The sequence below is a fragment of the Pseudomonas sp. LBUM1657 genome, assembly GCF_059716075.1.
Genome location: NZ_CP166799.1, coordinates 5405869 through 5430840, shown reverse-complemented (window position 1 = coordinate 5430840; position 24972 = coordinate 5405869). Strand labels below are relative to the sequence as shown.

Below are 24972 nucleotides of genomic sequence, written 5' to 3'. Positions count from 1 at the left end.
TGGAGTGGTGGATAACATCGCCGCGATCAGGGAGTGCGGCGAAAGTGGACGACAAGTGCTCATTTACCATTATGTAAACTCCGCGTTCTCGCCCGCTTTCTCGCTACGCTCTAGTCCGCGATGTTTCCGGTCACTCCGGCGAACAGAGTGAAATTACTCTGCTGCGCCTTCTTCAGTAGTAGCTTCTGGAGCAACACGTGGAGCGTGGACGTTGGCAACAGCCTTGTCATCACCGTGTGCCAGAGCAACAAACTCAACGCCTTTAGGGGCTTTGAGGTCGGACAAGTGAATGATCGAGCCGATTTCGGCGTTAGCCAAGTCAACTTCGATGAATTCAGGCAGGTCTTTTGGCAGGCAGGTCACTTCGATTTCCGAAACAACGTGCGAAACTTCGCCGCCTTTCTTGATCGGAGCTTCTTCACCAACAAAGTGTACAGGCACGATAGCGGTCAGTTTCTGGCCAGCTACAACGCGTACGAAGTCAGCGTGCATCACGTGGCCTTTGGCCGGGTGACGCTGCAGAGCCTTGATGATTACGTTTTGCTTGGTGCCGCCAACGTTCAGCTCGATGATGTGGCTGTAAGCCGCTTCGTTTTCGAGCAGTTTGGCAACTTCTTTAGCCAGCATGCTGATGGATTCAGGGGCTTTTTCGCCACCGTAAACTACAGCTGGTACCAGGCTTGCGAGACGACGCAGGCGGCGGCTCGCACCTTTCCCCAGGTCGGAACGCACTTCAGCATTCAGAGTAAAATCGTTCATGTTGTATCTCCAAAATAACCACATTCGCCCCAGCGTTTGCGACCAGCGCTAAAGGCGATATGGGCAAAAAAGCCCCGCCCCGACAGGAATGCCGGGGCGGGGCGCTTTTCGTCAACGACGATGTAATGGAAAGGGCAGGGCCCTTAACGGAACATCGCGCTGATCGATTCTTCATTGCTGATGCGGCGGACCGCCTCGGCAACTACCGGCGCGATATCCAGTTGACGGATACGCGAGCAGGCTTGAGCAGCAGCGGACAACGGGATGGTGTTAGTCACCACCAGTTCGTCCAGCATGGAATTTTCGATGTTTTCGATCGCCCGACCGGACAGCACAGGGTGTGTGCAGTAGGCGAAAACCTTGGCAGCGCCATGCTCTTTCAAGGCCTTCGCCGCATGGCACAGCGTGCCGGCGGTATCGACCATGTCATCGACCAGAATACAGGTACGCCCTTCGACATCACCGATGATATGCATCACTTCAGAGTGATTGGCTTTCTCACGGCGTTTGTCGATGATCCCGAGATCCACGCCCAGGGATTTGGCAACAGCACGTGCACGCACGACGCCGCCAATGTCCGGGGACACGATCATCAGGTTTTCGAAGCGCTGATCTTCAATGTCATCCACCAGAACCGGGGAGCCGTAGATGTTATCTACCGGAATATCGAAGAAGCCCTGGATCTGGTCAGCATGCAGATCAACCGTGAGAACACGGTCGATGCCGACTACGGTAAGCATGTCAGCAACGACTTTCGCGCTGATAGCCACACGTGCGGAACGCGGACGGCGATCCTGACGGGCATAACCAAAGTAAGGAATAACAGCAGTGATACGAGTAGCCGAGGAGCGGCGGAAGGCATCAGCCATCACTACCAGTTCCATCAGGTTATCGTTGGTCGGAGCGCAAGTCGGCTGAATAATGAAGACATCTTTACCGCGGACGTTTTCATTGATCTCGGCAGTAATTTCGCCGTCGGAGAACTTACCGACAGAGATGTCACCGAGAGGGATATGCAGCTGACGTACAACACGCCGAGCCAGATCGGGGTTAGCGTTCCCCGTAAAGACCATCATCTTGGACACGCGCAGTACCTGAAGGCTGAGGGTATACCTGGATGAGTATAGGAAAATGGCAGGGGCGGCTGGATTCGAACCAACGCATGGCAGGATCAAAACCTGCTGCCTTACCGCTTGGCGACGCCCCTGTATCTGTTGCAACGAGTACCCAGTACTCGGTTCCTTTAGAGCAGACTTTGCAGCTTGCGATGCAACATCGAAACGTTGCTTCCTTTTGCTACAAACCCTGTAAGGGTCTCTGTAAGAAGGGCCGAGACTTTATCAGCTTCAGCTTTGCTTGGGAAGCCCCCAAACACACAACTTCCAGTTCCGGTGAGTTTTGCTTCGGTAAATTTACCTAACAAATTCAATGCGTTACGTACATCCGGGTAACGCCTTGCTACTACCGGTAAGCAGTCATTTCGACTGTTTCCCTTGGGAACGGGGCGCACTTTAATGGGAGAAGAGTTACGTGTCAACAACGGATCTGAAAAAATTTCTGCTGTACTTACAGAGACTTGCGGCACAAGCACGACATACCACGGTTCTTCGGGGTCTACGGGGGTAAGTTTCTCCCCCACGCCCTCGGCAAAAGCCGCGTGCCCACGCACGAAAACCGGGACGTCGGCGCCCAGCGTCAGGCCTAGCGCGGCCAGGCGATCTTCATCCCAACCCACTTGCCAGAGATGATTCAGTCCGAGCAAAGTCGTCGCGGCATTTGAGCTGCCGCCACCGATTCCGCCGCCCATGGGCAGAATTTTTTCGATCCAGATATCGATCCCGAGGGAGCAACCGGATTGCTCCTGAAGTTTTTTTGCAGCCCTGACGATCAGATTGCTGTCGTGCGGTACGCCGTCGAATTCGGTGTGCAGTTTGATCACGCCATCGTCGCGCACGGCAAAGGTGATTTCGTCACCGTAATCGAGAAACTGAAAAATCGTCTGCAACTCGTGGTAACCGTCTTCACGGCGACCGAGGATGTGCAACATCAAATTGAGTTTGGCCGGGGAGGGCAGCGTCAAACGAGGAGCCGTCATATTCACTGCCCCAGTTTGCGTGGTTGCCATTCCTTGATCACCAGCGTGACGTCAAGGTCGGTGCCGTGCAGTTTGATCCGCTCGGGCAACCAGAAGCCGCCTTGTTCGGCGTAACTCAGATATTCGACCTGCCAGCCATCCTGTTCCAGGTTGGCCAGGCGGCTGTCGGCATCCAGTGTCAGGTGGCTTTTGCTGTCCGGGGCCGGGAGCCCACGAACCCACCAGGCCAGATTGGACACTGGTAGTTTCCAGCCGAGCTGCTCTTCTACCAGCGCTTCCGGAGTGGGCGCTTCATAGCGACCCTGGTTGGCGACTTCCAGCGAGACCTTGCCCGGGCGCCCCGTCAAGCGCGCAGCGCCGCGCCCCAGCGGACCGGAGAGGCGGATGTCGTAGTAGTCCTGTCGCTGCAGCCAGAACAGCGTGCCGCTGCCCGAGTCTTTTGGTGCGCGAATGCCGATTTTGCCGTTGATCTGCCAGCCGTCGAGGCCGGTCAGTTGCTGTTTGTACTCGCGCCATTGGGCCGGGTTGCCTTGACCCTGGACCGTTTCGCGGGCGCCGAAGCCTGCGCATCCGGCGAGCAGGGCGATGAAAGTGAACACGATGAAGTGGCGCAAAAACATAATCTTAAAGAGTCTCTGATCCGGTCAGGCGCTTGATGGTGCTGCGCAGGATTGGGCTGTCGGGCTGTTCCTTGAGGAACTTGCTCCAGATTTGCTTGGCTTCCCGTTGCTTGCCATTGGCCCACAGGACTTCACCGAGGTGAGCGGCGACTTCCTGGTCGGGGAAGCGCTCCAGGGCTTGACGCAAGTAACGTTCGGCCTCGTCGAGATTACCCAGGCGGAAGTGCACCCAGCCGAGGCTGTCGAGTACCGCCGGGTCTTCCGGATTGATCTGGTGCGCCTGTTCGATCAGGGCCTTGGCTTCGACGTAACGCGTTGTGCGGTCGGACAGGGTGTAACCGAGAGCGTTCAACGCCATTGCATTGTCCGGGTCGCGCTTGATGATCAGCCGCAGGTCTTTTTCCATTTGCGCCAGGTCATTGCGTTTTTCTGCCTGCATGGCGCGGGTGTACAGCAGATTCAGATCGTCCGGGTATTGCTGCAAGGCTTGCTGCAATACTTTCCAGGCCTTGTCGCCCTGCTTGTTGGCGGACAGGGTTTCGGCTTCGATCAAATACAACTGAATCGCATAATCGGGCTGTTCTTCGCGCTCTGCCGCCAGACGACTTTGGGCTTCGGCGGTCTTGCCGTTGTTCATCAGGATATCGGCCTGACGCAATTGCGCTGGCAGGTAATCGTTACCCGCACCGACCTGGCCGTACTCGATCAGCGCGCCTTGGGGGTCGTTGCGCTCTTCAGCGATACGACCGAGGTTCAGGTGCGCCGAATCGACATGGCTTTCCCGCGCGATCAAGTCTTCCAGGTAACCCTTGGCCTCGTCCCAGGCCTTGGCTTCCAGACACACCAGCGCCAGGGAATAACGCAGTTCGTCGTCTTCTGGATACTGTTGAACCAGGCTTGAGAACTCGACTTTTGCGTCGTCCATGCGGTCCTGTTCAACCAACATGCGCGCGTAGGTCAGGCGCAGGCGTTTGTCGTCCGGGTACTTCTTGATGTTTTTTTGCAGCAGCGGCAGGGCTTCATCGCCACGGTTGAGCCCTTGCAGCAGGCGTGCGCGCAAGAGGATCGGCGCGATTTCGCCTTCGTCCGGCGGATTGTCTTCCAGCAGGGTCAACGCGCCTTTGGCGTCGCCGTCCTGTTGCAGCAACAAGGCCTTGCCGAAAATCAGTTGGCTGTTGTTCGGATGGCGCTGCAGCAAACGGTCAAAACTTTTCATCAGGCCGTTGCGGGTGTCCTGGTCGGTGTCGGCCGCAGACAGGGCGAGGAAGTCGAAATGCGTGTCGCCCTTGCCTTGCAGGACTTTCTCCATATAGACCATGGAGTCGTCATACCGCCCGGCGCGCGCCAATTGCACGGCCGCAGCCCGTTGCGCCTCGAGGTCGTCCGGGGCGTTTTTGGCCCAGATCAGCGCGGTATCCAGGGCGGCCTGATCGGCGCCCAGATATTCGGCGATACGGAATGCCCGCTCGGAGATGCCCGGATCCTGTGTGTTGATGGCCTGGGTCACATAGTTGTCCAGGGCAATGTCGAAACGATTGCGCTGGCCAGCCAGTTCTGCGCTCAGCAGGCTGAAGACGGTTTCTTCACTGAACGAGCTGTAAACCTTGGGCTTTTCTGGGGCCGGGGTGCTGTCTTCGACCGGCGGCGTACCGTCCGACGAAACGGGTGCCAATGCCTGGCAGCCGCTGAGGAAGACAAATGCGAGGAGCAACGCGGAAGATCTATTCATATAGGAAGAGGACGACTAACCTGCGGTCGGATCATCATGACACAAGCCTTCGGCCAAACATAACCGAGTCTCAATTGATGCCTTTATAGGGGCAGGCAATTGTGACAATAGTCAGCGGTAGTTGTTCTGGCCCCGGCGAAGTAGGACAATTGCCGGCTTCACGTCACCATCAGCGACCTTGAATGGCCTTCCTTGCACTCGGTATAAACCACAAGACTGCGTCAGTAGACGTCCGCGAGCGCGTGGCCTTTACCCCTGAGCAGCTGGTTGAGGCCTTGCAGCAGCTCTGCCGACTCACCGACAGCCGCGAAGCTGCGATCCTCTCCACCTGCAATCGCAGTGAACTCTATATAGAACAGGATCACCTTTCGGCTGACATCGTGTTGCGCTGGCTGGCCGATTATCACCATTTGAGCCTCGAAGAGCTGCGCGCGAGCGCTTATGTGCACGAAGATGATGCGGCAGTTCGTCACATGATGCGGGTGGCTTCCGGGCTCGATTCGCTGGTATTGGGCGAACCGCAGATTCTCGGCCAGATGAAATCAGCCTACGCCGTGGCCCGCGAGGCCGGCACCATCGGTCCGCTGCTCGGGCGTTTGTTCCAGGCCACGTTCAATGCGGCCAAGCAAGTGCGCACCGACACCGCCATCGGCGAGAACCCGGTGTCCGTGGCGTTTGCCGCGGTCAGCCTGGCGAAACAGATTTTCAGCGACTTGCAACGCAGCCAGGCCTTGCTGATCGGCGCTGGCGAGACCATCACCCTGGTCGCCCGCCATCTGCACGAACTGGGTGTGAAGCGCATCGTGGTCGCCAACCGCACCCTGGAGCGCGCGAGCATTCTGGCCGAGCAGTTCGGCGCTCATGCGGTGCTGCTCTCGGACATTCCGGCCGAACTGGTGCGCAGCGACATCGTCATCAGTTCCACGGCCAGTCAGTTGCCGATCCTTGGCAAAGGCGCCGTGGAAAGCGCCTTGAAGCTGCGCAAGCACAAACCCATCTTCATGGTGGATATCGCCGTTCCTCGGGATATCGAGCCGGAAGTCGGCGAACTGGACGACGTTTACCTGTATAGCGTCGACGATCTGCACGAAGTGGTCGCCGAAAACCTCAAAAGCCGTCAGGGCGCTGCGCAAGCGGCGGAAGAGATGGTCTCAGTCGGCGCCGAAGATTTCATGGTCCGTCTGCGCGAACTGGCGGCGGTGGATGTGCTCAAGGCCTACCGCCAACAAAGCGAGCGCCTGCGCGACGAAGAATTGCTCAAGGCCCAGCGCATGCTGGCCAACGGCAGCAGCGCCGAAGACGTGCTGGTGCAACTGGCACGCGGGCTGACCAATAAACTCTTGCACGCACCGAGCGTGCAGTTGAAAAAGCTCTCTGCCGAAGGTCGCCTCGATGCGCTGGCCATGGCCCAGGAACTCTTTGCCCTCGGTGAGGGCTCATCGGATAGCTTTTCGGATAAAAAACCGCAATGAAAGCGTCACTGCTCAATAAGCTGGACATCCTCCAGGACCGTTTCGAGGAATTGACCGCCTTGCTTGGCGACGGCGAAGTCATTTCCGATCAGAACAAATTCCGCACCTATTCCAAGGAGTACGCGGAAGTCGAGCCGATTGTCGAAACCTATAAACAGTTGCTCAAAGTACAAAGCGACCTCGAAGGTGCCCAGGCACTGCTCAAGGACAGCGACCCGGACATGCGCGAAATGGCCGTGGAAGAAGTCCGCGAAGCCAAAGAGCAACTGATCGACATCGAAGCCAGCCTGCAACGCATGCTGTTGCCCAAGGATCCGAACGACGGGCGTAACGTGTTCCTCGAAATCCGCGCCGGCACCGGCGGTGACGAGGCGGCGATTTTCTCCGGCGACCTGTTCCGCATGTATTCGCGTTACGCCGAGCGGCGTGGCTGGCGGGTGGAAATCCTTTCGGAGAACATCGGTGAGCACGGCGGCTATAAAGAAGTCATCGCTCGGGTCGAAGGCGACAACGTCTACGGCAAGCTGAAATTCGAATCTGGCGCTCATCGCGTGCAACGGGTTCCGGCCACTGAATCCCAGGGGCGCATCCACACTTCGGCGTGCACCGTGGCCGTGTTGCCCGAGCCGGACGAGCAGGAAGCGATCGAAATCAACCCGTCCGATTTGCGCATCGATACCTACAAGTCCTCCGGCGCCGGTGGTCAGCACGTCAACAAGACTGACTCGGCGATCCGCATCACGCACTTGCCGTCCGGTATCGTCGTTGAGTGTCAGGAAGAGCGATCCCAGCACAAGAACCGCGCCCGGGCGATGTCCTGGCTGTCGGCCAAGCTGAACGATCAGCAAACCAGCGCCGCCGCCAATGCCATCGCCAGCGAGCGTAAGTTGCTGGTCGGTTCGGGCGATCGCTCCGAACGGATCCGCACCTACAACTTTGCCCAGGGCCGGGTCACCGACCACCGGGTCAACCTGACGCTGTATTCCCTCGACGAAATCCTTGCAGGTGGCGTCGATGCAGTCATCGAACCGTTGCTGGCCGAATTCCAGGCCGACCAATTGGCAGCGATAGGTGAGTAAATGACGATCATTGCCAGTTTGTTACGTGCTGCCGACCTGCCAGATTCGCCCACCGCGCGACTGGATGCCGAATTGTTGCTGGCCGCTGCGTTGGGCAAGTCCCGCAGTTTTCTGCACACCTGGCCCGAGCGCATCGTTCCGAGCGAAGCGGCGCTTAAATTTGCCGAGTATTTGCAGCGCCGCCGGGGTGGTGAGCCAGTGGCCTACATACTCGGTCAGCAAGGTTTCTGGAAGCTTGATCTGGAAGTTGCGCCTCACACGCTGATCCCGCGCCCGGACACCGAACTGTTGGTGGAAGCGGCGCTTGAACTCCTGCCAGCCACACCTGCCAAGGTCCTCGATCTCGGCACCGGCAGCGGCGCCATTGCCCTGGCCCTGGCCAGCGAGCGTCCGGCCTGGAAGGTTACCGCCGTGGATCGCGTGCTCGAAGCCGTGGCCCTGGCCGAGCGCAATCGCCAGCGTTTGCACCTGAATAACGCCACCGTGCTGAGCAGTCATTGGTTCAGCGCCCTGGAAGGTCAGCGTTTTCAGTTGATCATCAGCAACCCGCCCTACATCGCGTCCGCCGATCCGCATCTGGCCGAGGGCGACGTGCGCTTCGAACCGGCCAGTGCCCTGGTGGCCGGCATCGATGGGCTGGACGATCTCCGTTTGATCGCCGCCCAGGCGCCGGATTACCTTGAAGCGGGCGGCTGGTTGATGCTCGAACATGGTTACGATCAGGCCGCCGCGGTGCGCGATTTGCTGGTGACCCGCGGCTTTGAACATGTCCACAGCCGCACCGATCTGGGCGGTCACGAACGCATCAGTCTGGGGCGCTTGCCGTGCTGAATGATCAGGAATTGTTGCGCTACAGTCGGCAGATTCTGTTGCAACACGTCGACATCGACGGTCAGTTGCGACTCAAGGAAAGCCGCGTGTTGATCGTCGGTCTCGGCGGCCTCGGCGCCCCGGTGGCGTTGTACCTGGCGGCCGCGGGCGTCGGCGAGTTGCATTTGGCAGACTTCGACACGGTCGATCTGACCAACCTGCAACGCCAGATCATTCACGACACCGACAGCGTCGGCATGACCAAAGTCGATTCGGCGATCAAACGCCTGAGCGCGATCAACCCCGAGATCCAATTGATCGCCCATCGCGCGGCGCTGGACATTGACACACTGGCTGCTGCGGTGGCCGCGGTGGACCTGGTCCTGGACTGTTCCGACAATTTCTCCACCCGCGAAGCGGTCAATGCTGCCTGCGTGACCGCCGGCAAACCCTTGGTCAGCGGCGCGGCGATTCGCCTCGAAGGGCAGTTGTCGGTGTTCGACCCGCGTCGTCCGGAAAGTCCTTGCTACCACTGTTTATACGGGCACGGCAGCGAAGCCGAGCTGACCTGCAGCGAAGCCGGGGTCGTCGGTCCGCTGGTGGGGCTGGTGGGCAGCCTGCAAGCGCTTGAGGCGCTGAAACTTTTGGTGGGGTTCGGCGAGCCCCTGGTGGGCCGTCTGTTGTTGATCGATGCCTTGGGTTCGCGCTTTCGTGAATTGCGGGTCAAGCGTGATCCGGGTTGCAGCGTCTGTGGGTCGAAACATGCGTGAAGCGCCGATTGGCGTGTTCGATTCCGGTGTCGGTGGGCTGTCGGTGCTGGCCGAGATCCAGCGTTTGTTGCCCAATGAATCACTGTTGTATGTGGCCGATTGCGGGAATGTTCCCTATGGTGAGAAAACCCCGGAGTTCATCCGCCAGCGCTGCAGTGTGATGGCAGATTTTTTTCAGCAGCAGGGTGCCAAGGCCCTGGTGCTGGCCTGCAACACGGCGACGGTCGCCGGTGTTGCGGATTTGCGGCGTGATTATCCCGAGTGGCCCATCGTCGGCATGGAGCCGGCGGTCAAGCCGGCTGCCGCCGCTACCCGCAGCGGTGTGGTCGGAGTCCTCGCCACCACCGGCACTTTGCAGAGCGCCAAGTTCGCTGCGTTACTCGATCGCTTCGCCACGGATGTGCAGGTCATCACTCAGCCGTGTCCCGGTCTGGTGGAGCTGATTGAAAACGGCGATCTGCACAGTGCGGCCCTGCGCCAGTTGCTGGCCAGGTACGTCGAACCGCTGCTGGGTGCCGGGTGCGACACGATAATTCTTGGCTGCACGCATTACCCCTTCCTAAAGCCGTTGCTTAAGCAGATGATCCCCGATGACATCAGCCTGATTGACACCGGCGCCGCCGTGGCACGGCAACTTCAGCGTCTGTTGGCGGAGCGTGAATTGCTCGCCGATGGGCCTGCACGTGCTGCACAGTTCTGGACGAGTTCCGATCCGGAACATTTTAGAAATATCTTGCCGATACTGTGGAATACGTCTGGTGTTGTGCGAAGCTTCAATGAGTAAATAAATCTTGGGAAAAACGACTAATCGGGCTGAACTTCTGATTAAGCGTCGACTTCTATAGCTTTAGATTGCTGAGCAACAAAAAAACCATACGAAATCGTTCGGAAAAGGATGTTTCTAATGAAGCGACTATTCTGCTTGGCTGCGATTGCGGCCGCACTGATGGGGCACAGTTTCACCGCACAGGCGGCAGGCGTGGAGTTCGCGGTCGGCCAGACCAGCGAGTCGACCATGACCTATCGACTGGGCATGCAATTCGATTGGGACAAGAGCTGGCTGCAAAGTGATGTCGGTCGTTTGACCGGTTACTGGAGCGGCGCCTACACCTATTGGGAGGGCGACGAGGCATCCAGCAACCATAGTTTGTCGTTCTCACCGGTGTTGGTTTACGAGTTTGCCGGCCAGAACGTCAAACCCTATGTCGAGTTGGGGGTTGGTGTCGCGCTATTTGCCAATACCGAAGTCGAAAACAACCAGCTCGGCAGTTCCTTTCAATTTGAAGACCGCTTCGGGTTTGGCCTGCGCTTTGCGGGTGGACATGAAGTCGGGATCCGCGCGACGCACTATTCCAATGCCGGGATCAGTAGTCCGAACAACGGTGTAGAGAGTTACGCGCTGCATTACACGATGCCGTTGTAAGCTTACTGCACCTTTAATGTGGGAGCGGGCTTGCTCGCGAAAGCGATTTAACGTTCAACATAGATGTTGGCTGTTAGTCCGCTTTCGCGAGCAAGCCCGCTCCCACATTGGTATCCAGGATTTGGCTTCAGCGATACGCCGTGGTGATCCCCAGGCGTTCTTCGATGCATTCCGGTGCGCCCATCTCGAATTCCCGGCAGATTAGCGGGCGTTTTTCGTAGATGGTGCACATCATGCTGTTGCGATCCAGCGCGGCACACCAGCCGTCATCCAGACGCAGCATGACTTCCCCACCCCAGTCATCGGTATCGATAAAACGTTCGGGCACGCCAGTATCGGTGATCAGCATGACTTCGAGCTGGCAGCAGCAGGCTGCGCAAGTCGAGCAAGTGACCGCCGGTGTGACGATTTGCGTGTGGGGAATGGTTTTCATGGGACGCAGTGTAAGGCAGTGGGTCGGTCCTGTGTGAAAGGCCTGACAGACGTCTAGCGGCGGATTCATCCAGTCCCGCTGACATCCTGCCCTATGGTGCCGAGATGCTGGACGTCGTTAGCCGCTACATCGATATGAACCAGGGGCCGGTCGTCGACTGGGATTGAGCAGGTAGGCGCTGGTCAGCGCCGAGATACCGCTGCCGATATTGGCGATGTTCACGGCTGATCCTTGATGGGCGGATTGCTGCGCACCATGCGCCTGCCGATCGCCAGTTGTATCCGGTCAGGCATTTTCGACAGCGGCCAGAGGGCCGCCATGAACATGGCCGGGAAGGCGATTTCCAGCGGACGTTCTCTGAGTTTGTCGAAGATGTGCCGCGCAGCTTTATCCACCGGCCAGCTGAGGGGCATCGGGAAGTCGTTTTTCGCTGTCAGTGGCGTGTCGACAAACCCCGGGCTGACTACCGTGACTTCGATGCCTTCCGGGGCAAGATCAATGCGTAGGGATTCGAACAGATACCGCAGCCCCGCTTTCGAGGTGCCATACGCTTCGGATCGGGGCAGCGGCAGGTAGGTCACCGAGCTGGCGATGCCCACCAAATGCGGTGCCGTACCGGCCCGCAACAGTGGCTGGGCGGCTTCAATGCAATAGCTGCTGGCAAGCAGGTTGGTGCGCACCACATGCTCGACGATCGAGGCATCGAACTGCTTGGCATCTACGTATTCGCAGGTGCCGGCGTTGAGGATCACCGTGTCCAGGGAACCCCAGAGGTCAGCAATCTGCTCGCCGATCTCACGCACGGTCTGGCTGTTGGTCAGATCGCCCGCGACCACCATTACTTGCCCTGGATAACGCTGGGACAACGCTTTCAGCGGCGCCACCGAACGTGAACTGACGGCCAGGTGGGCGCCGGTTTTCAGTATTTCCTCGGCCAGCGCGGCGCCAATGCCGCTGCTGGCGCCGGTCAGCCAATATCGTCGTGGTGTTGCAAGACTCATCCCAATCTCCTTTTCAACCAGGCAATTGCCCGGCCCAATACGGGTAGATATTCACAATGCAGCGCCCCGGCATCGACGTAATCCCGGTGGCAATAAATCTTGTCGCGCCAGCGCAAGTGCGAACACCCGCCGACCCGAACTGCAAACTGCCGGACAAAATGCCGTAGCCAATCACTCATGTCCAACTCCCGTGTGGTGTCGCGACGGCAGATTTTTAAACGCAGCCAGTGCGCGCGTGCGGGATGTACTTAGATTGACGATTGGCGACGGATAATCGGCAACCCCAAACAAGCCGCCGAGGTTTGCCGGGTTGTGCACTTCTTTCTTGTCCAGCCCGGCCAGTTCCGGCAACCAGTGCTTGATGAACACGCCTTCGGCGTCGAATTTTTCCGACTGGCTCAGCGGGTTGAAGATCCGGAAGTAAGGCGCCGAATCGGTGCCGGTGGATGAGCTCCACTGCCAGCCGCCGTTGTTTGCCGCGAGGTCGCCATCGATCAAGTGACGCATGAAAAAGCGCTCCCCTTCACGCCAATCGATCAGCAGATTCTTGGTCAGGAACATCGCCACCACCATGCGCAAGCGGTTGTGCATCCAGCCGGTTTCGAGCAACTGGCGCATCGCTGCGTCGATGATTGGCAGGCCGGTGCGGGCCTGCTGCCAGGCCGCGAGTTCGTCGGGTGCATTGCGCCAGGCCAGGGCTTCGGTTTCCGGGCGGAAGGCACGGTGACGGGAAACCCGTGGGTAGCCCACCAGGATGTGTTTATAAAACTCGCGCCACAGCAGTTCATTGATCCAGGTCACGGCGCCGACATTTCCACTTTCGAACTCGCCCTGATTGCTTTGCAACGCGGCGTGCAGACATTGACGAGGCGAAATCACCCCGGCGGCGAGATAGGCCGAGAGTTGGCTGGTGCCGGGTTTGGCCGGGAAATCCCGCTCGTTTTTGTAGTAGTCGATGTGCGCGTCGGCGAAGGTGTCGAGGCGGCGAAGGGCTTCGGCCTCACCGGCCGGCCAGAGGGCGCGCAAGCGGTCGTCGGGCGTTTCGAAACCCTTGGCGTGCAAGGGTATTTTGTCGCTGTCGATGTTTAACGGCGCTTGAGCCAGCGGAGCGATCACCGGGCTTGGCAGCGACCGATGCAGGCGTTCGTAGCAGACCTTGCGGAATTGACTGAAGACCTGGAAGTAAGTGCCCGTCCGGGTCAGCACGGTGCCAGGTTTGAACAGCAGTTGATCGAGGTAACTGTGAAACTCGATGCCCGTGGCTTTCAGTGCTTCGGCGACCGCTGCATCGCGGCGGGTTTCATGGATGCCGTATTCCTCGTTGACGTGCACTGCGTCGATCTTCAGCTGCCGGCAAAGATCGAGCAGCACGGCTGGCGCGTCATCCCAGCGCGGCGCGCTGCGGATCAGCAGGGGGATGTTCAATTCGCCCAATGCGCGGCTCAATTCGTTCAGGTTGCGCAGCCAGAAATCCACTTTGCAGGGGGCGTCGTCGTGCTCCAGCCATTGCTCCGGGCTCAGCAGATACACCGCCACACTCGGGCCGCGGGCTGCGGCGGCCGAGAGGGCGGTGTTGTCGTTCAGGCGCAAGTCACTGCGCAGCCAGATCAATTGCATGGTGGTGTCCGTGGCAAACATTTATATGAGCCCGCGCTGAACCAGAGCCTGGTGAGCCGATAACGGATCTCCAGCCAGGAACAAATCAGCGATTTCAGTCTTTCTTGCGGACAACTCAGCGTGGTGAATGCACACCGTTGGTCCGGCAATCATTTTTGGGCAACTGACGCCATTCAAAAGTTTCGTCAGCTGCGAAAGGTTTATGGCTTTGCTGGAATACAGCAGTACGCCACGGGCTTGCAGGTGATCGACCGCTAACGCAAGTTCGCCAGCGGGGAGTGGCCAATCGAAAACCTCCACCGGGCAATCGGTACTGCTGATCAGCCAGGCGGTGAGCCACAAGTGAGGCTCCAGTGGCAGGTCCGAGTGATTGATCAGCAGCAGCGGCGCGGTGCGCAACTGACGGTTGTTATGGTAGATGCGTGCGCCAAATTTGCTGCGTAGCCAGGATAAAAAAAATATCCGTTCCATCTGTGCGCCGAACTGGCCCTGCCAGCGTTGTTCGAGTTCCGCCAGCAACGGCATCAGCAGTTGTTCGCACAAGGTTCGTGGCGGGTACAGTGCCATGGCGTGGTTGACGGTGTCATCGAGGGTGCGTTCGGACAATCGAGTGACCGCTTGCAGCACTGTATGGCGCAGCACCTGCCAGTCGTTTTCGAAGGATTGGGTAAATGCCAGCGGGGTGTCGAGCAGTTGCTTGACCTGACTGACGGCCACGCCACGGTTGAGCCAGGTAAGAATTGTCAGGATGCGTTGCACATGTTCAGCGCTGAACAGCCGATGACCCTTGGGCGTGCGTTGCGGCACGATCAGGCCATAACGTCGCTCCCAGGCACGCAGGGTGACGGCGTTGACGCCGGTTTGCCGGGCCACTTCACGGATCGGCAGCCAACCTTCGTCGAGGGCTTTCTTGAAATCGGCGCCGAGGTCTTCGCTGGCGCTCGTGTCGAGTGAGGTGTTCATCAGATCGCGTTTCGCAGGCTGAGGTTCTCCGGGTGCGGTTGCAGATACACCTGCTGTGCAATGTACGGATCCGGGTGTTGGCGAAAGTAGTGCTTGAGCAAAGTCAGTGGCACCACCAGCGGTACGATTCCTTCACGGTACTGATCAATGAGATGTAGCACTTCCTGTTTGTCTTCGGCGCTGATCGCGCGTTTGAGGTAGCCGCTGATATGTTGCAGGACGTTGCTGTGGGTGCGGCGGGTGGCGCACTTTTTCAGGGCGGCGATTAGTTCGCTGAAATAGCGTGGGCCGAGCTCGTTCGGGTCGGTCTGGCCCATGTTGCCCAGCAAATTGCCCAAGGTTTTGTATTGCACCGGGTTGTGGGCCATCAACAGGTATTTGTAGCGCGAGTGGAAGTCCGTGAGGCCGCGACGGGTCAGGCCTTCTTGCAGCAACTGCTGCCAGGCGCTGTAGGCAAATACACGAGTGAGGAAGTTTTCACGCAGCACCGGGTCGTTGAGGCGACCGTCTTCTTCCACCGGCAAGTCCGGGTGCAGGGCGCAGAAGGCCTGGGCATAGATGCCGCGACCACCGCCATCCACCGGCGCACCGTTGGCGTGGTAGACCTTGACTCGCTCCAGTCCGCAGGAAGGGGATTTCTGCATGAAGATGTAGCCGCAGACAGTGCCCAGCTCTACCGCCATCTTCTGACCGTATTCGGCCAGCGGACGGGTGACGTTGATCGTCGGGTTGACCGTGCCGATGGCTTGCGGGTGATCAGGATGGCCCACCAGGCGGATGGGCTCGCGAGGAATGCCCAGGCCAATGGCGACTTCCGGGCAGACCGGGACGAAATCGAAGTAGTCAGTGAGGGTGCGGCTGCACAGTCGCGACTCCTTGTGCCCACCGTTGAAGCGCACCTCGGCACCCATCAGGCAGGCGCTGATAGCTATTTTCGGTTTCTCGGCGTAGGGCATTGGAGCACCTCGAATCTAAATTTGTACAGATTGTTTTATCTGTACAACATGATTTCATCATAGATTCAAAGGTGTACAAGTCAAACTATTTGTATAAGTTTTGTCTAGCTGCACTCGGTCCCTGTGGGAGCGGGCTTGCTCGCGAATGAACGATAACGCGGTTTGCCTGAGAAACCACAATGCCTGCTTCGCGAGCAAACCCGCTCCCACAGGGATGAAGTCCAGCTCAGCAGAGAATGTTTTTCACGTTTTTTTTGGGGGGCTGCTGTCCATTTCGACAGCAGCAATTGACTCGGATTGATGCGATTCACTGCAGGTGCGCATGCAGACGGCGGGCGGCTTCCTGGCCGCTTAGCCAGGCACCTTCGACACGCCCGGACAGGCACCAGTCGCCACACACATAAAGGCCCAGGTCGGCATCGGCCAGTGCGCCCCATTCATGGCTGCTGGCGGGGCGGGCGTAGAGCCAGCGGTGGGCGAGGCTGAAACTTGGTGCTGGCATGGCGTCGTGCAGCAGCTCGGCGAATGCACCGTGCAATTGCTCGATCACCGCTTCCTTGGACAGGTCGATATGTTGTCGGCTCCAGACGCTGGTGGCATGCAGAACCCAAGTGTCCAGCGTGTTGTCGCGTCCCGGTTTGCTGCGGTTGCGCGCCAGCCAGTCGAGCGGGCTATCCTGCACGAAGCAGCCTTCCATGGGGGTTTCCAGCGGTGTCTCGAACGCCAGTGCAACGGCCCAGGTCGGTTCCATTTTTACTCCCGCAGCGGCACCGGCGAGTTTCGGCGCGGAGGCCAGCAGCGCGGTCGCTTGTGGGGCCGGCGTGGCGATGACCACATGACTGAACGGACCGTGGGTGAAGCCTTCGGCGTCCTGCAGATGCCAGTGTTCTTCACCGCGATAGACCTCGGTGATCCGGCAAGCGAAGTGCACTTCCAGGTCGCCAAGCAGGCCGCGAGTGATTGCGCTCATGCGCGGCGTGCCGACCCAGCGGGTCTGCTCGTCGGGAGACAGGTTGAGCTGGCCACCATGGTAGGTGTAGAGCTGTGGCGTCCATTCGGCGACCCAGCCATTGGCTTGCCAGCGCGTGACTTCAGTGACGAAGCGGCGATCGCGGGCGGTGAAATATTGCGCGCCCATGTCCAGAGCACCCGCATCGCTGCGCTTGCTCGACATGCGTCCGCCACTGCCGCGGCTTTTATCGAAAAGTTGAACGACATGCCCGGCCTCCGTGAGGGCCTGGGCGGCGGAGAGTCCGGCGATGCCGGTGCCGATGATTGCGATAGGTACAGTCATAGGGGCCTCGTTTACCTTTCTGTACAGACTACGCCGTGGTTGAAACCTGTACAATATTGTTTTTTGGTATAACTTTTAGCGTTATCGTTCTGATAGCTTGGCCTATTGTTAAACACAGAGCCTGCCCGATATCAAAGATCCCTGCTTATAAAAATAGACTAGTGAACAGGGTAAAACGCCACGCGAGGAAGAAGTCATGCACATATTGCTGACCGGCGGTACTGGTTTGATAGGACGTCAACTCTGCCGACACTGGTTGAGTCAGGGACATCGTCTGACGGTCTTGAGTCGTACGCCTGAAAAAGTCGCGAAAATTTGCGGCGCTGAAGTACGTGGAGTCGCACTGTTCGAAGACCTTGGACAGGAAGCGGTTGATGCCATTATCAATCTGGCAGGCGCACCGATTGCCGACCGACCATGGACGTCCAAACGCAAAGCACTGCTGTGGAGCAGCCGGATCACCCTGACCGAAACGATGCTGGCCTGGCTTGAAAGCCGCGCGCAGAAACCGCAGGTATTGATTTCGGGCTCCGCTATCGGCTGGTACGGCGATGGTGGCGAGCGGGAATTGACCGAGAAGTCGCCCCCCGTCATCGATGATTTCGCCAGCCAGTTGTGCATCGCCTGGGAAGAAACCGCTCAACGTGCAGAGGCGATGGGCATTCGCGTGGTGCTCATTCGCACCGGTCTGGTGCTGTCCGCCGAGGGCGGCTTTTTGTCGCGGCTGTTGCTGCCGTTCAAACTGGGGATGGGCGGGCCGATCGGTAACGGTCGGCAGTGGATGCCGTGGATTCATATCCAGGATCAAATCGCCCTGATTGATTTTCTCCTGCATCGCAATGAGGCCAGCGGTCCATATAATGCCTGCGCGCCCAAACCGGTGCGCAATCGCGAGTTTGCCAAGACGCTGGGCAACGTGCTCCACCGCCCATCGTTCATGCCCATGCCGGCCCTGGTTCTAAAGGTGTGCCTGGGCGAGTTGTCATTGTTGTTGCTGGGCGGTCAGAAAGCCGTACCGGCTCGCTTGCTGGAAGCGGGTTTCACTTTCCGGTTCACTGATTTGCGCGCGGCCCTGGACGATCTGTCCAGCCGCCTTTGAAATAGGATGTTGCATGACCGATCACGCGTTGCTTCTGGTCAACCTGGGCTCCCCTGCCTCCACCTCGGTGGCGGATGTGCGCAGTTACCTCAATCAATTTCTGATGGACCCGTATGTGATCGACCTGCCCTGGCCGGTGCGACGTTTGCTGGTGTCGCTGATCCTGTTCAAGCGCCCGGAGCAGTCGGCCCATGCCTACGCTTCGATCTGGTGGGAGGAGGGCTCGCCGCTGGTGGTGCTCAGCCGTCGCCTGCAACAGGCCATGTCCGCGATGTGGACTCACGGTCCGGTCGAGTTGGCGATGCGTTACGGTGAGCCGTCCATTGAGTCGACGCTGGTTCGCCTGGCAGCGCAGGGCCACAAGCGGATCACCCTTGCTCCGCTTTATCCACAGTTCGCTGACAGCACCGTGACCACGGTGATCGAGGAAGCCAAGCGGGTGGTGCGGGAGAAAAAGCTCGATGTGCAGTTTTCGATTCTCGAGCCGTTCTACGATCAGCCGGAATACCTCGATGCATTGGTGGCGACTGCCAAGCCTTATCTGCAACAGGATTTCGATCACCTGTTGTTGAGTTTCCACGGTTTGCCTGAGCGGCACTTGAAGAAGCTCAATCCGGGGCACAGTTTCGAAGGCGGTGGCGATTGCTGTGCCGGTGCGCCGCCGGAAGTGGTTGCGACCTGTTATCGCGGTCAGTGCCTGCGCACCGCGGCGGAATTTGCCAAGCGCATGGGCTTGCCGGACGGCAAGTGGTCGGTGTCGTTCCAGTCGCGTCTGGGCCGGGCCAAGTGGATCGAGCCCTACACTGAAGCGCGTCTCGATGAACTGGCCAAAAGCGGTGTGAAAAAGGTGCTGGTGATGTGCCCGGCGTTCGTCGCCGATTGCATCGAGACCCTGGAAGAGATCGGTGATCGCGGGCTGGAACAGTTCCGCGAGGCGGGAGGGGAGGAGTTGGTGCTGGTGCCGTGCCTCAACGATGATCCGCAGTGGGCGCGGGCGTTGAATGCGTTGTGTGAGCGGGCGCCGATTGCTTTGTAGGATTTGAGGGCCCCTTCGCGAGCAAGCCCGCTCCCACACTTTGATCGGTGTCGAACACAAAAATTGTGTCCACCGAACATCCAATGTAGGAGCGGGCTTGCTCGCGAAAGCTATTTCACTAACGACAAAGACTTCAAACCGTTACAACAACGACTCATCCGCCTTCTTGTGCTTCCAGCTGTCATTTCCCGGCAGCAACAGGTTCAGCGCAATCGCCGTCACCGCGCACAGCGCGATGCCTTTGAGGCCGAAGTCGTCCGGGCCAGTCCCGGTGCCGACCAGCACGCCGCCTATCCCGAACACCAAAGTGACCGAGACAATCACCAGATTGCGCGCCTCGCCCAGATCAATCTTGTGGCGAATTAGCGTGTTCATGCCCACCGCCGCGATCGAACCGAACAACAGGCACAGAATTCCGCCCATCACCGGCACCGGAATGCTTTGCAGCAGCGCGCCGAACTTGCCGATGAAGGCCAGGCTAATGGCGAAGATCGCCGCCCAAGTCATGATTTTCGGGTTGTAGTTCTTGGTCAGCATCACCGCGCCGGTCACTTCGGCGTACGTGGTGTTGGGTGGACCACCGAACAGGCCCGCTGCGGTGGTGGCGATGCCATCGCCGAGCAGGGTGCGGTGCAGGCCAGGCTTTTTCAGGTAGTCGCGACCGGTCACGCTACCCACGGCGATCACGCCGCCAATGTGCTCGATGGCTGGCGCCAGGGCTACCGGAACGATGAACAGAATCGCCTGCCAGTTGAACTCCGGAGCAGTGAATTGCGGAATCGCAAACCACGGGGCCGCAGCGATCTTCGCGGTGTCGACGACACCAAAGTAGAACGCCATCGCAAAACCCACCAGCACCCCGGAGATGATCGGCACCAGGCGGAAAATGCCTTTGCCGAATACCGCGACAATCAGGGTGGTCAGCAGCGCTGGCATCGAAATCATCATCGCCGTCTGGTAATGAATCAGCTCAGTGCCGTCACCTGCCTTGCCCATCGCCATGTTGGCAGCGATTGGCGCCATGGCCAGGCCGATAGAGATGATCACCGGGCCAATCACCACGGGTGGCAGCAGGCGGTCGATGAACCCGGTACCTTTGATCTTCACCGCAAGGCCCAGGAAGGTGTAGACGAAACCCGCCGCCATCACACCGCCCATGGTCGCCGCGAGGCCGAATTGGCCTTTGGCGAGAATGATCGGGGTGATGAAGGCAAAGCTCGATGCCAGGAACACCGGCACCTGACGCCCGGTGACGATCTGAAACAGAATCGTCCCCAGGCCTGCCGTAAACAGCGCCACGTTCGGATCGAGGCCGGTAATCAGCGGCATCAACACCAGGGCGCCGAAGGCCACGAACAGCATCTGTGCGCCAGACAGCACCGTGCGCCAGAGCGGATCGTTGAACTCTTGCTGCATGGTCACGCGTCCTTCTGCTTGGTGCCGAAGATCTTGTCACCGGCGTCGCCCAGGCCTGGGATGATGTAACCGTGTTCGTTGAGTTTTTCGTCAATGGATGCGGTGTAGATGGTCACGTCCGGGTGAGCCTTCTCGACAGCGGCGATGCCTTCCGGCGCGGCCACCAGCACCATGGCGCGGATATCCCGGCAACCGGCTTTTTTCAACAGGTCGATGGTGGCGACCATGGAACTGCCGGTGGCGAGCATCGGGTCGATGATCATCGCCAGGCGTTCGTTGATTTCCGGGACCAGTTTTTCCAGGTAGGTATGGGCCTGCAGGGTTTGTTCGTTGCGGGCTACGCCCACGGCACTGACTTTGGCGCCCGGGATCAGGCTCAGCACGCCTTCGAGCATGCCGATACCGGCGCGCAGGATCGGCACCACGGTAATTTTCTTGCCGGCGATTTTCTCGACCGACACAGTGCCGGCCCAACCTTCGATATCGTAGGTTTCCAGCGGCAGGTCTTTGGTGGCTTCATAGGTCAGCAGGGCGCCGACTTCCTGAGCGAGCTCACGGAAATTCTTGGTGCTGATGTCTGCACGGCGCATAAGGCCAAGTTTATGACGGATCAGCGGATGGCGGATCTCACGGATGGGCATGGGGAAAGGCTCCGGCGGCGGGCAAAAAAACCGGCCTAGATTAATCTATCCGAGGGTGTTGTCCTATAGACATAGAGTACGTTAGTCCACAAACGCTTGATCTGGCCTCGCTTGATGCGTACCTTTGCCCGCTTTTCCTGAATCCGCCACCCCCCCTGGAGAGCGCCATGTCCGCTGATCTCGAGCATATCCGTCAAATCATGCGAGAGGCTGACTGCCTGTACACCGAAGCTGAAGTCGAGGCGGCCATCGCCCGCGTCGGTGCACACATCAACGAACAACTGGCTGAAAGCAATCCGGTGGTGTTTTGCGTAATGAACGGCGGGCTGATTTTCGCCGGCAAGCTGCTCACCCATTTGCAATTCCCGCTGGAAGCGTCCTACCTGCACGCCACCCGTTATCGCAACGAAACCAGCGGTGGCGACCTGTTCTGGAAAGCCAAGCCGGAAGTCTCGTTCATCGACCGTGACGTGCTGATCATCGACGACATCCTCGACGAAGGTCATACGCTGGGCGCGATCATCGACTTCTGCAAACACGCCGGTGCCCGCGCCGTGCACACCGCCGTACTGATCGACAAGGACCACGACCGCAAGGCTCGCCCGGACCTGAAAGCCGATTTCGTCGGCCTGCCGTGCATCGACCGTTACATCTTCGGTTACGGCATGGACTACAAAGGCTACTGGCGTAACGCCAACGGGATTTTTGCTGTTAAAGGGATGTAAGCTTCGGCGCCGATCTCCTGTGGGAGCGGGCTTGCTCGCGAAAACGGCCTGACTGACACATTGATGTTGAATGTGCCGCCGTCTTCGCGAGCAAGCCCGCTCCCACAAGTATTGGTGTTCACAGATTCACTTTCGCACACCCATGCTAGAGTGCTCGGCCCGTCCTCCGGAGCCCGTCATGAGCCTTATGATCCGCAGCTGCGCCGTCCTGTTGCTGACCCTCAGCCTGCCCCTGGCCGCCGCCCCGGCGCCGATGCACGCGCAATTCCTGCCCCCGGATGACCTGACGCTGCGGGACGCAGAACCCGAGCAGCAACAACTGTTGCAAGTCACCGAGTACTCGGTGGTGGTCGGCAGTCAGCGCCAGTCCAATCAGCAGCCGATCCCGGTCACTTCGCCGCTACTGATTCGCCTCAAGGGCAAATCCTTGAACAAGGGAGCGACCATCAACCAGGTGCTGGTCAATTTCGATGGCGAAAGCAAAAGCCTGAAAAAGCCGATCTACGACGACAAGAGCAAAACCCTGACGCTCTTTTACCCGATGGCGCAGTACCGGGTGATCATCGACTTGTTGCGTAACGACACGGTGTATTGCCAGTTCCTCAGCTACGCCAACGGCCATGTCTGGGCCGATCTGCACACGGGCAGTGTTCGTCCGCGTTGAGCCCTGTGCCCGGGGAGGGGTAAACTGCCCGCCCCGTGAAATGTCTGCGAGCTGGAGTCGGCAATGCGTAAAGATAAGAAACAAGTGATTGGTGACGAGATCGGCGATGAGCAAATCAAGTTGTTTCTCGACTTCGAACCGGTCGACGCCACTTCGCCGTCGCTGCACAAACTGATCAAGGCCTACCGTGGCCTGCGTATCGATGACTTCGAGCGTTTTCTGACGTTCTTCGTCGAAGCCGGTTTTGATCTGGACGGCAAGGATGAGCACGGCAATGACTTCGTCGCCCTGATCAAGGATCAGCGCAACGCGGCCGAGTACATCGAGCTGATCGATAAGGCTCGCGGTTAAGACCTTTTAAAAGGCACAAAAAAACGCCCCGCTCTCAATGAGAGCGGGGCGTTTTTTATGGGGCTGAATCAAGCATAGCTTGGGGTTTCGCTGCTTTCTTCAACCAGTTCCAGGGCGATGTTGTTATGCGTATTGATCTTGCGATACAGCGCAGCATCGGTTTCCAGGACCTTTTCCCGAGCCGGGAAAATTTCCGCCAGCTTGGTAGCCCACTCGCCGGAGGCTTTGTTCGGGAAGCATTTTTCGATCAGTTCCAGCATGATCGAAACGGTCACCGAAGCGCCTGGCGAAGCGCCGAGCAGTGCAGCAAGGGAACCGTCCTTGGCCGCGACCAGTTCGGTACCGAACTGCAGAACGCCGCCCTTTTTCGGGTCTTTCTTAATGATTTGTACCCGTTGGCCGGCCACTTCCAGACGCCAGTCTTCGGCTTTGGCTTCAGGGTAGAAGCGACGCAGGGAGTCCAGTCGCTGCTCCATCGACTGCATCACTTCGCTGACCAGGTACTTGGTCAGGTCCATGTTGTTTTTCGCCACGGCCAGCATCGGGCCGATATTGCCGGCGCGAACCGACATCGGCAGGTCCATGAAGGAACCGTGCTTGAGGAACTTGGTGGTGAAGCCGGCGTATGGCCCGAACAGCAGGGACTTCTTGCCATCGACCACGCGGGTGTCCAGGTGCGGCACCGACATCGGTGGCGAACCCACTGCGGCCTGGCTGTAGACCTTGGCCTGGTGGTGCTTGACCACTTCCGGATTGTCGCAACGCAGCCACTGGCCACTGATCGGGAAGCCACCGAAGCCTTTGCTTTCTTCGATGCCCGACGCCTGCAACAGCGGCAATGCCGCGCCGCCAGCGCCGAGGAAAACGAACTTGGCGTCGACGTCGCGGGTGTTGCCGCTGTTGACGTCCTTGATGCTGACGGTCCAGCCACCTTTGTTGCGCTTCAGATCAGTGACGCGCTTGCAGTACTTGACCTGGGCATCGGGTGCGCTGGTCAGGTGCTGGAGCAGTTGGTTGGTCAGGGCGCCGAAGTTGACGTCGGTGCCGTTCATCACGCGGGTGGCGGCGAGGACTTCGTCAGCTGAACGCCCCGGCATCATCAGCGGCATCCACTCGGCCATGGTGGACTTGTCTTCGGTGTATTCCATGTCCGCGAAGGCATGGTGCTTGCTCAGCACCTTGAAGCGTTCCTTGAGGAAAGAAACACCGTTGTCGCCCTGCACGAAGCTCAGGTGCGGTACCGGGCTGATGAAGGTCTTGCACGAGCCGAAGGTGCCTTTTTTGGTCAGGTAGGACCAGAACTGCTTCGACACTTCGAACTGGGTGTTGATGTGCACGGCTTTCTTGATGTCGACGGTGCCGTCGGCGGCCTGCGGCGTGTAGTTGAGCTCACACAGCCCGGCGTGACCGGTACCGGCGTTGTTCCACGGGTTCGAACTCTCCGCGGCACCGGAATCCATCAGCTCGACGACTTCCAGCTTGATCGCGGGGTCGAGCTCTTTGAGCAGTACAGCCAGGGTGGCACTCATGATGCCGGCCCCAACCAGTACTACGTCGACTGCTTCGTTATGCGCCATTTAACGCGTCTCCAAAATCTGCAGCACCAAATTGTCGGCATGGCTGCCAGGAGTGACGGGGCGTGTCAGTGATGCCCCAGGTACCCATGGCAGTATCGCCATGTCCGAATCTTCGCAATTTTTCGCAACTTCGACGGACGCTACCGACCGGGTCTAAAAGAGTTACATGAACTCATTTCAACGCGCGGCTGGCAATTCGACTTATGGTCGATACATCCGTTTGTGCAACCAAATCCGTAGCGGACAGGCTTCAGGCTCCGGTGTTCGAGGAGTACTCGGTCCTGTGTCGTTGGGCTGTTTCAGACGCTAATGGTGCATGTTCAGACGCAAAACTATTCATTTGCTCGCCACACTCTTGTGAAGTAGTGAAAACCCGTTTTTTTCACGCTCTTTTGAAGACGTGAACCTCAAAAAAGGGCTGTCCCAGCCTGGCACCGTGCCC

25 protein-coding genes, 1 tRNA gene and 2 pseudogenes are annotated in these 24972 nt (G+C 58.8%); 11 read left to right on the top strand and 17 right to left on the bottom strand.

Annotated elements, in window-relative coordinates; all coding sequences use genetic code 11:
* Positions 1–153: 153 nt before the first annotated feature.
* The 6 genes from ACA055_RS25100 to ACA055_RS25075 all read right to left on the bottom strand — a co-directional run bounded on the left by ACA055_RS25100 (position 154) and on the right by ACA055_RS25075 (position 5203).
* Positions 154–759: a 50S ribosomal protein L25/general stress protein Ctc gene (locus tag ACA055_RS25100; protein ID WP_497681063.1), complete on the bottom strand. Its 606-nt coding sequence runs from the start codon at positions 757–759 to the stop codon at positions 154–156.
* Positions 760–902: 143 nt separating this feature from the next.
* A complete protein-coding gene (locus tag ACA055_RS25095; RefSeq protein ID WP_003208392.1) occupies positions 903–1844 on the bottom strand; it encodes a ribose-phosphate pyrophosphokinase in 942 nt (313 codons plus the stop codon).
* Between the two features lie 47 nt (positions 1845–1891).
* Positions 1892–1966: transfer RNA gene (locus ACA055_RS25090), tRNA-Gln, on the bottom strand.
* Positions 1967–2002: 36 nt separating this feature from the next.
* Positions 2003–2854, bottom strand: a complete 852-nt coding sequence (gene ispE, locus ACA055_RS25085) for a 4-(cytidine 5'-diphospho)-2-C-methyl-D-erythritol kinase (RefSeq protein WP_497684485.1) — start codon at positions 2852–2854, stop codon at positions 2003–2005.
* Between the two features lie 2 nt (positions 2855–2856).
* Positions 2857–3474, bottom strand: coding sequence for a lipoprotein insertase outer membrane protein LolB (lolB, locus tag ACA055_RS25080; RefSeq protein WP_497681062.1), 618 nt, complete (start codon positions 3472–3474; stop codon positions 2857–2859).
* Between the two features lie 4 nt (positions 3475–3478).
* On the bottom strand, positions 3479–5203 hold the full coding sequence (locus tag ACA055_RS25075) for a tetratricopeptide repeat protein (RefSeq protein WP_497681061.1): 1725 nt from the start codon (positions 5201–5203) through the stop codon (positions 3479–3481).
* Between the two features lie 182 nt (positions 5204–5385).
* Between ACA055_RS25075 and hemA the strand changes: the two genes are divergently transcribed.
* The 6 genes from hemA (at position 5386) to ACA055_RS25045 (ending at position 10757) form a co-directional block, all read left to right on the top strand.
* On the top strand, positions 5386–6675 hold the full coding sequence (gene hemA, locus ACA055_RS25070; protein ID WP_497460702.1) for a glutamyl-tRNA reductase: 1290 nt from the start codon (positions 5386–5388) through the stop codon (positions 6673–6675).
* On the top strand, positions 6672–7754 hold the full coding sequence (prfA, locus tag ACA055_RS25065; RefSeq protein WP_497681060.1) for a peptide chain release factor 1: 1083 nt from the start codon (positions 6672–6674) through the stop codon (positions 7752–7754). The genes hemA and prfA overlap by 4 nt, the downstream gene beginning before the upstream one ends.
* Positions 7755–8585 (top strand): peptide chain release factor N(5)-glutamine methyltransferase, encoded by an 831-nt coding sequence (prmC, locus tag ACA055_RS25060; protein ID WP_497681059.1) that lies wholly within the window; start codon positions 7755–7757, stop codon positions 8583–8585.
* Positions 8579–9334, top strand: a complete 756-nt coding sequence (locus tag ACA055_RS25055) for a molybdopterin-synthase adenylyltransferase MoeB (RefSeq protein WP_497681058.1) — start codon at positions 8579–8581, stop codon at positions 9332–9334. Before prmC ends, ACA055_RS25055 begins: the two co-directional genes overlap by 7 nt.
* Positions 9327–10118, top strand: coding sequence for a glutamate racemase (gene murI, locus ACA055_RS25050; protein ID WP_497681057.1), 792 nt, complete (start codon positions 9327–9329; stop codon positions 10116–10118). Before ACA055_RS25055 ends, murI begins: the two co-directional genes overlap by 8 nt.
* 120 nt (positions 10119–10238) lie before the next feature.
* Positions 10239–10757 carry an acyloxyacyl hydrolase gene (locus tag ACA055_RS25045; protein ID WP_497681056.1) on the top strand — a complete coding sequence of 173 codons (519 nt, stop codon included), beginning with the start codon at positions 10239–10241 and terminating at the stop codon, positions 10755–10757.
* Positions 10758–10884: 127 nt separating this feature from the next.
* Here the strand turns inward: ACA055_RS25045 and ACA055_RS25040 are convergent, their stop codons facing one another.
* The 8 genes and pseudogenes from ACA055_RS25040 to ACA055_RS25005 form a co-directional block, all read right to left on the bottom strand.
* A complete protein-coding gene (locus ACA055_RS25040; RefSeq protein ID WP_497681055.1) occupies positions 10885–11190 on the bottom strand; it encodes a YkgJ family cysteine cluster protein in 306 nt (101 codons plus the stop codon).
* A 218-nt stretch (positions 11191–11408) separates the two neighbouring features.
* Positions 11409–12191 (bottom strand): SDR family NAD(P)-dependent oxidoreductase, encoded by a 783-nt coding sequence (locus tag ACA055_RS25035; RefSeq protein ID WP_497681054.1) that lies wholly within the window; start codon positions 12189–12191, stop codon positions 11409–11411.
* Positions 12188–12331 (bottom strand): annotated as a pseudogene (locus tag ACA055_RS25030) (nuclear transport factor 2 family protein); the annotation flags it as partial. The pseudogene ACA055_RS25030 and the gene ACA055_RS25035, both read right to left, overlap by 4 nt.
* A gap of 31 nt (positions 12332–12362) precedes the next feature.
* Complete coding sequence (phrB, locus tag ACA055_RS25025) at positions 12363–13808, bottom strand: deoxyribodipyrimidine photo-lyase (RefSeq protein ID WP_497681053.1); 1446 nt, start codon at positions 13806–13808, stop codon at positions 12363–12365.
* A gap of 21 nt (positions 13809–13829) precedes the next feature.
* A complete protein-coding gene (locus ACA055_RS25020) occupies positions 13830–14771 on the bottom strand; it encodes a MerR family transcriptional regulator (RefSeq protein ID WP_497681052.1) in 942 nt (313 codons plus the stop codon).
* Positions 14771–15727 carry a YbgA family protein gene (locus tag ACA055_RS25015; RefSeq protein WP_497681051.1) on the bottom strand — a complete coding sequence of 319 codons (957 nt, stop codon included), beginning with the start codon at positions 15725–15727 and terminating at the stop codon, positions 14771–14773. The genes ACA055_RS25020 and ACA055_RS25015 overlap by 1 nt, the downstream gene beginning before the upstream one ends.
* A gap of 224 nt (positions 15728–15951) precedes the next feature.
* Positions 15952–16038 (bottom strand): annotated as a pseudogene (locus ACA055_RS25010) (TIGR02450 family Trp-rich protein); the annotation flags it as partial.
* Positions 16035–17021, bottom strand: a complete 987-nt coding sequence (locus ACA055_RS25005; protein WP_497681050.1) for an NAD(P)/FAD-dependent oxidoreductase — start codon at positions 17019–17021, stop codon at positions 16035–16037. The gene ACA055_RS25005 and the pseudogene ACA055_RS25010, both read right to left, overlap by 4 nt.
* A 196-nt stretch (positions 17022–17217) precedes the next feature.
* Here ACA055_RS25005 and ACA055_RS25000 point away from each other — a divergent pair, with 196 nt between their 5' ends.
* Together ACA055_RS25000 and hemH are read left to right on the top strand one after the other, a co-directional pair.
* Positions 17218–18120, top strand: a complete 903-nt coding sequence (locus ACA055_RS25000; protein ID WP_497681049.1) for a TIGR01777 family oxidoreductase — start codon at positions 17218–17220, stop codon at positions 18118–18120.
* A gap of 13 nt (positions 18121–18133) precedes the next feature.
* Complete coding sequence (gene hemH / locus ACA055_RS24995) at positions 18134–19156, top strand: ferrochelatase (protein ID WP_497681048.1); 1023 nt, start codon at positions 18134–18136, stop codon at positions 19154–19156.
* Positions 19157–19297: 141 nt separating this feature from the next.
* Here the strand turns inward: hemH and ACA055_RS24990 are convergent, their stop codons facing one another.
* A complete protein-coding gene (locus ACA055_RS24990) occupies positions 19298–20572 on the bottom strand; it encodes a uracil-xanthine permease family protein (protein ID WP_497681047.1) in 1275 nt (424 codons plus the stop codon).
* A gap of 2 nt (positions 20573–20574) precedes the next feature.
* Positions 20575–21213: a uracil phosphoribosyltransferase gene (gene upp, locus ACA055_RS24985; RefSeq protein ID WP_462019523.1), complete on the bottom strand. Its 639-nt coding sequence runs from the start codon at positions 21211–21213 to the stop codon at positions 20575–20577.
* Between the two features lie 167 nt (positions 21214–21380).
* Here upp and ACA055_RS24980 point away from each other — a divergent pair, with 167 nt between their 5' ends.
* The 3 genes from ACA055_RS24980 (at position 21381) to ACA055_RS24970 (ending at position 22953) form a co-directional block, all read left to right on the top strand.
* A complete protein-coding gene (locus ACA055_RS24980; RefSeq protein WP_497681046.1) occupies positions 21381–21938 on the top strand; it encodes a hypoxanthine-guanine phosphoribosyltransferase in 558 nt (185 codons plus the stop codon).
* A 178-nt stretch (positions 21939–22116) separates the two neighbouring features.
* Positions 22117–22602, top strand: a complete 486-nt coding sequence (locus ACA055_RS24975) for a hypothetical protein (protein ID WP_497681045.1) — start codon at positions 22117–22119, stop codon at positions 22600–22602.
* Between the two features lie 63 nt (positions 22603–22665).
* Complete coding sequence (locus ACA055_RS24970; protein ID WP_497681044.1) at positions 22666–22953, top strand: PA4642 family protein; 288 nt, start codon at positions 22666–22668, stop codon at positions 22951–22953.
* 68 nt (positions 22954–23021) lie between these two features.
* Here the strand turns inward: ACA055_RS24970 and mqo are convergent, their stop codons facing one another.
* Entirely contained in the window at positions 23022–24530 is a 1509-nt protein-coding gene (gene mqo, locus ACA055_RS24965; RefSeq protein WP_497681043.1) for a malate dehydrogenase (quinone), read from the bottom strand.
* Between the last annotated feature and the right edge of the window lie 442 nt (positions 24531–24972).

What these genes read in the sequence shown, in the direction of transcription:
- ACA055_RS25100 (WP_497681063.1), bottom strand. Translation starts at nt 759, where the DNA reads ATGAACGATTTTACTCTGAATGCTGAAGTGCGTTCCGACCTGGGGAAA.
- ispE (WP_497684485.1), bottom strand. Translation starts at nt 2,854, where the DNA reads ATGACGGCTCCTCGTTTGACGCTGCCCTCCCCGGCCAAACTCAATTTG.
- lolB (WP_497681062.1), bottom strand. Translation starts at nt 3,474, where the DNA reads ATGTTTTTGCGCCACTTCATCGTGTTCACTTTCATCGCCCTGCTCGCC.
- ACA055_RS25075 (WP_497681061.1), bottom strand. Translation starts at nt 5,203, where the DNA reads ATGAATAGATCTTCCGCGTTGCTCCTCGCATTTGTCTTCCTCAGCGGC.
- hemA (WP_497460702.1), top strand. Translation starts at nt 5,386, where the DNA reads ATGGCCTTCCTTGCACTCGGTATAAACCACAAGACTGCGTCAGTAGAC.
- prfA (WP_497681060.1), top strand. Translation starts at nt 6,672, where the DNA reads ATGAAAGCGTCACTGCTCAATAAGCTGGACATCCTCCAGGACCGTTTC.
- prmC (WP_497681059.1), top strand. Translation starts at nt 7,755, where the DNA reads ATGACGATCATTGCCAGTTTGTTACGTGCTGCCGACCTGCCAGATTCG.
- murI (WP_497681057.1), top strand. Translation starts at nt 9,327, where the DNA reads ATGCGTGAAGCGCCGATTGGCGTGTTCGATTCCGGTGTCGGTGGGCTG.
- ACA055_RS25045 (WP_497681056.1), top strand. Translation starts at nt 10,239, where the DNA reads ATGAAGCGACTATTCTGCTTGGCTGCGATTGCGGCCGCACTGATGGGG.
- ACA055_RS25040 (WP_497681055.1), bottom strand. Translation starts at nt 11,190, where the DNA reads ATGAAAACCATTCCCCACACGCAAATCGTCACACCGGCGGTCACTTGC.
- ACA055_RS25035 (WP_497681054.1), bottom strand. Translation starts at nt 12,191, where the DNA reads ATGAGTCTTGCAACACCACGACGATATTGGCTGACCGGCGCCAGCAGC.
- phrB (WP_497681053.1), bottom strand. Translation starts at nt 13,808, where the DNA reads ATGCAATTGATCTGGCTGCGCAGTGACTTGCGCCTGAACGACAACACC.
- ACA055_RS25020 (WP_497681052.1), bottom strand. Translation starts at nt 14,771, where the DNA reads ATGAACACCTCACTCGACACGAGCGCCAGCGAAGACCTCGGCGCCGAT.
- ACA055_RS25015 (WP_497681051.1), bottom strand. Translation starts at nt 15,727, where the DNA reads ATGCCCTACGCCGAGAAACCGAAAATAGCTATCAGCGCCTGCCTGATG.
- ACA055_RS25005 (WP_497681050.1), bottom strand. Translation starts at nt 17,021, where the DNA reads ATGACTGTACCTATCGCAATCATCGGCACCGGCATCGCCGGACTCTCC.
- ACA055_RS25000 (WP_497681049.1), top strand. Translation starts at nt 17,218, where the DNA reads ATGCACATATTGCTGACCGGCGGTACTGGTTTGATAGGACGTCAACTC.
- hemH (WP_497681048.1), top strand. Translation starts at nt 18,134, where the DNA reads ATGACCGATCACGCGTTGCTTCTGGTCAACCTGGGCTCCCCTGCCTCC.
- ACA055_RS24990 (WP_497681047.1), bottom strand. Translation starts at nt 20,572, where the DNA reads ATGCAGCAAGAGTTCAACGATCCGCTCTGGCGCACGGTGCTGTCTGGC.
- upp (WP_462019523.1), bottom strand. Translation starts at nt 21,213, where the DNA reads ATGCCCATCCGTGAGATCCGCCATCCGCTGATCCGTCATAAACTTGGC.
- ACA055_RS24980 (WP_497681046.1), top strand. Translation starts at nt 21,381, where the DNA reads ATGTCCGCTGATCTCGAGCATATCCGTCAAATCATGCGAGAGGCTGAC.
- ACA055_RS24975 (WP_497681045.1), top strand. Translation starts at nt 22,117, where the DNA reads ATGAGCCTTATGATCCGCAGCTGCGCCGTCCTGTTGCTGACCCTCAGC.
- ACA055_RS24970 (WP_497681044.1), top strand. Translation starts at nt 22,666, where the DNA reads ATGCGTAAAGATAAGAAACAAGTGATTGGTGACGAGATCGGCGATGAG.
- mqo (WP_497681043.1), bottom strand. Translation starts at nt 24,530, where the DNA reads ATGGCGCATAACGAAGCAGTCGACGTAGTACTGGTTGGGGCCGGCATC.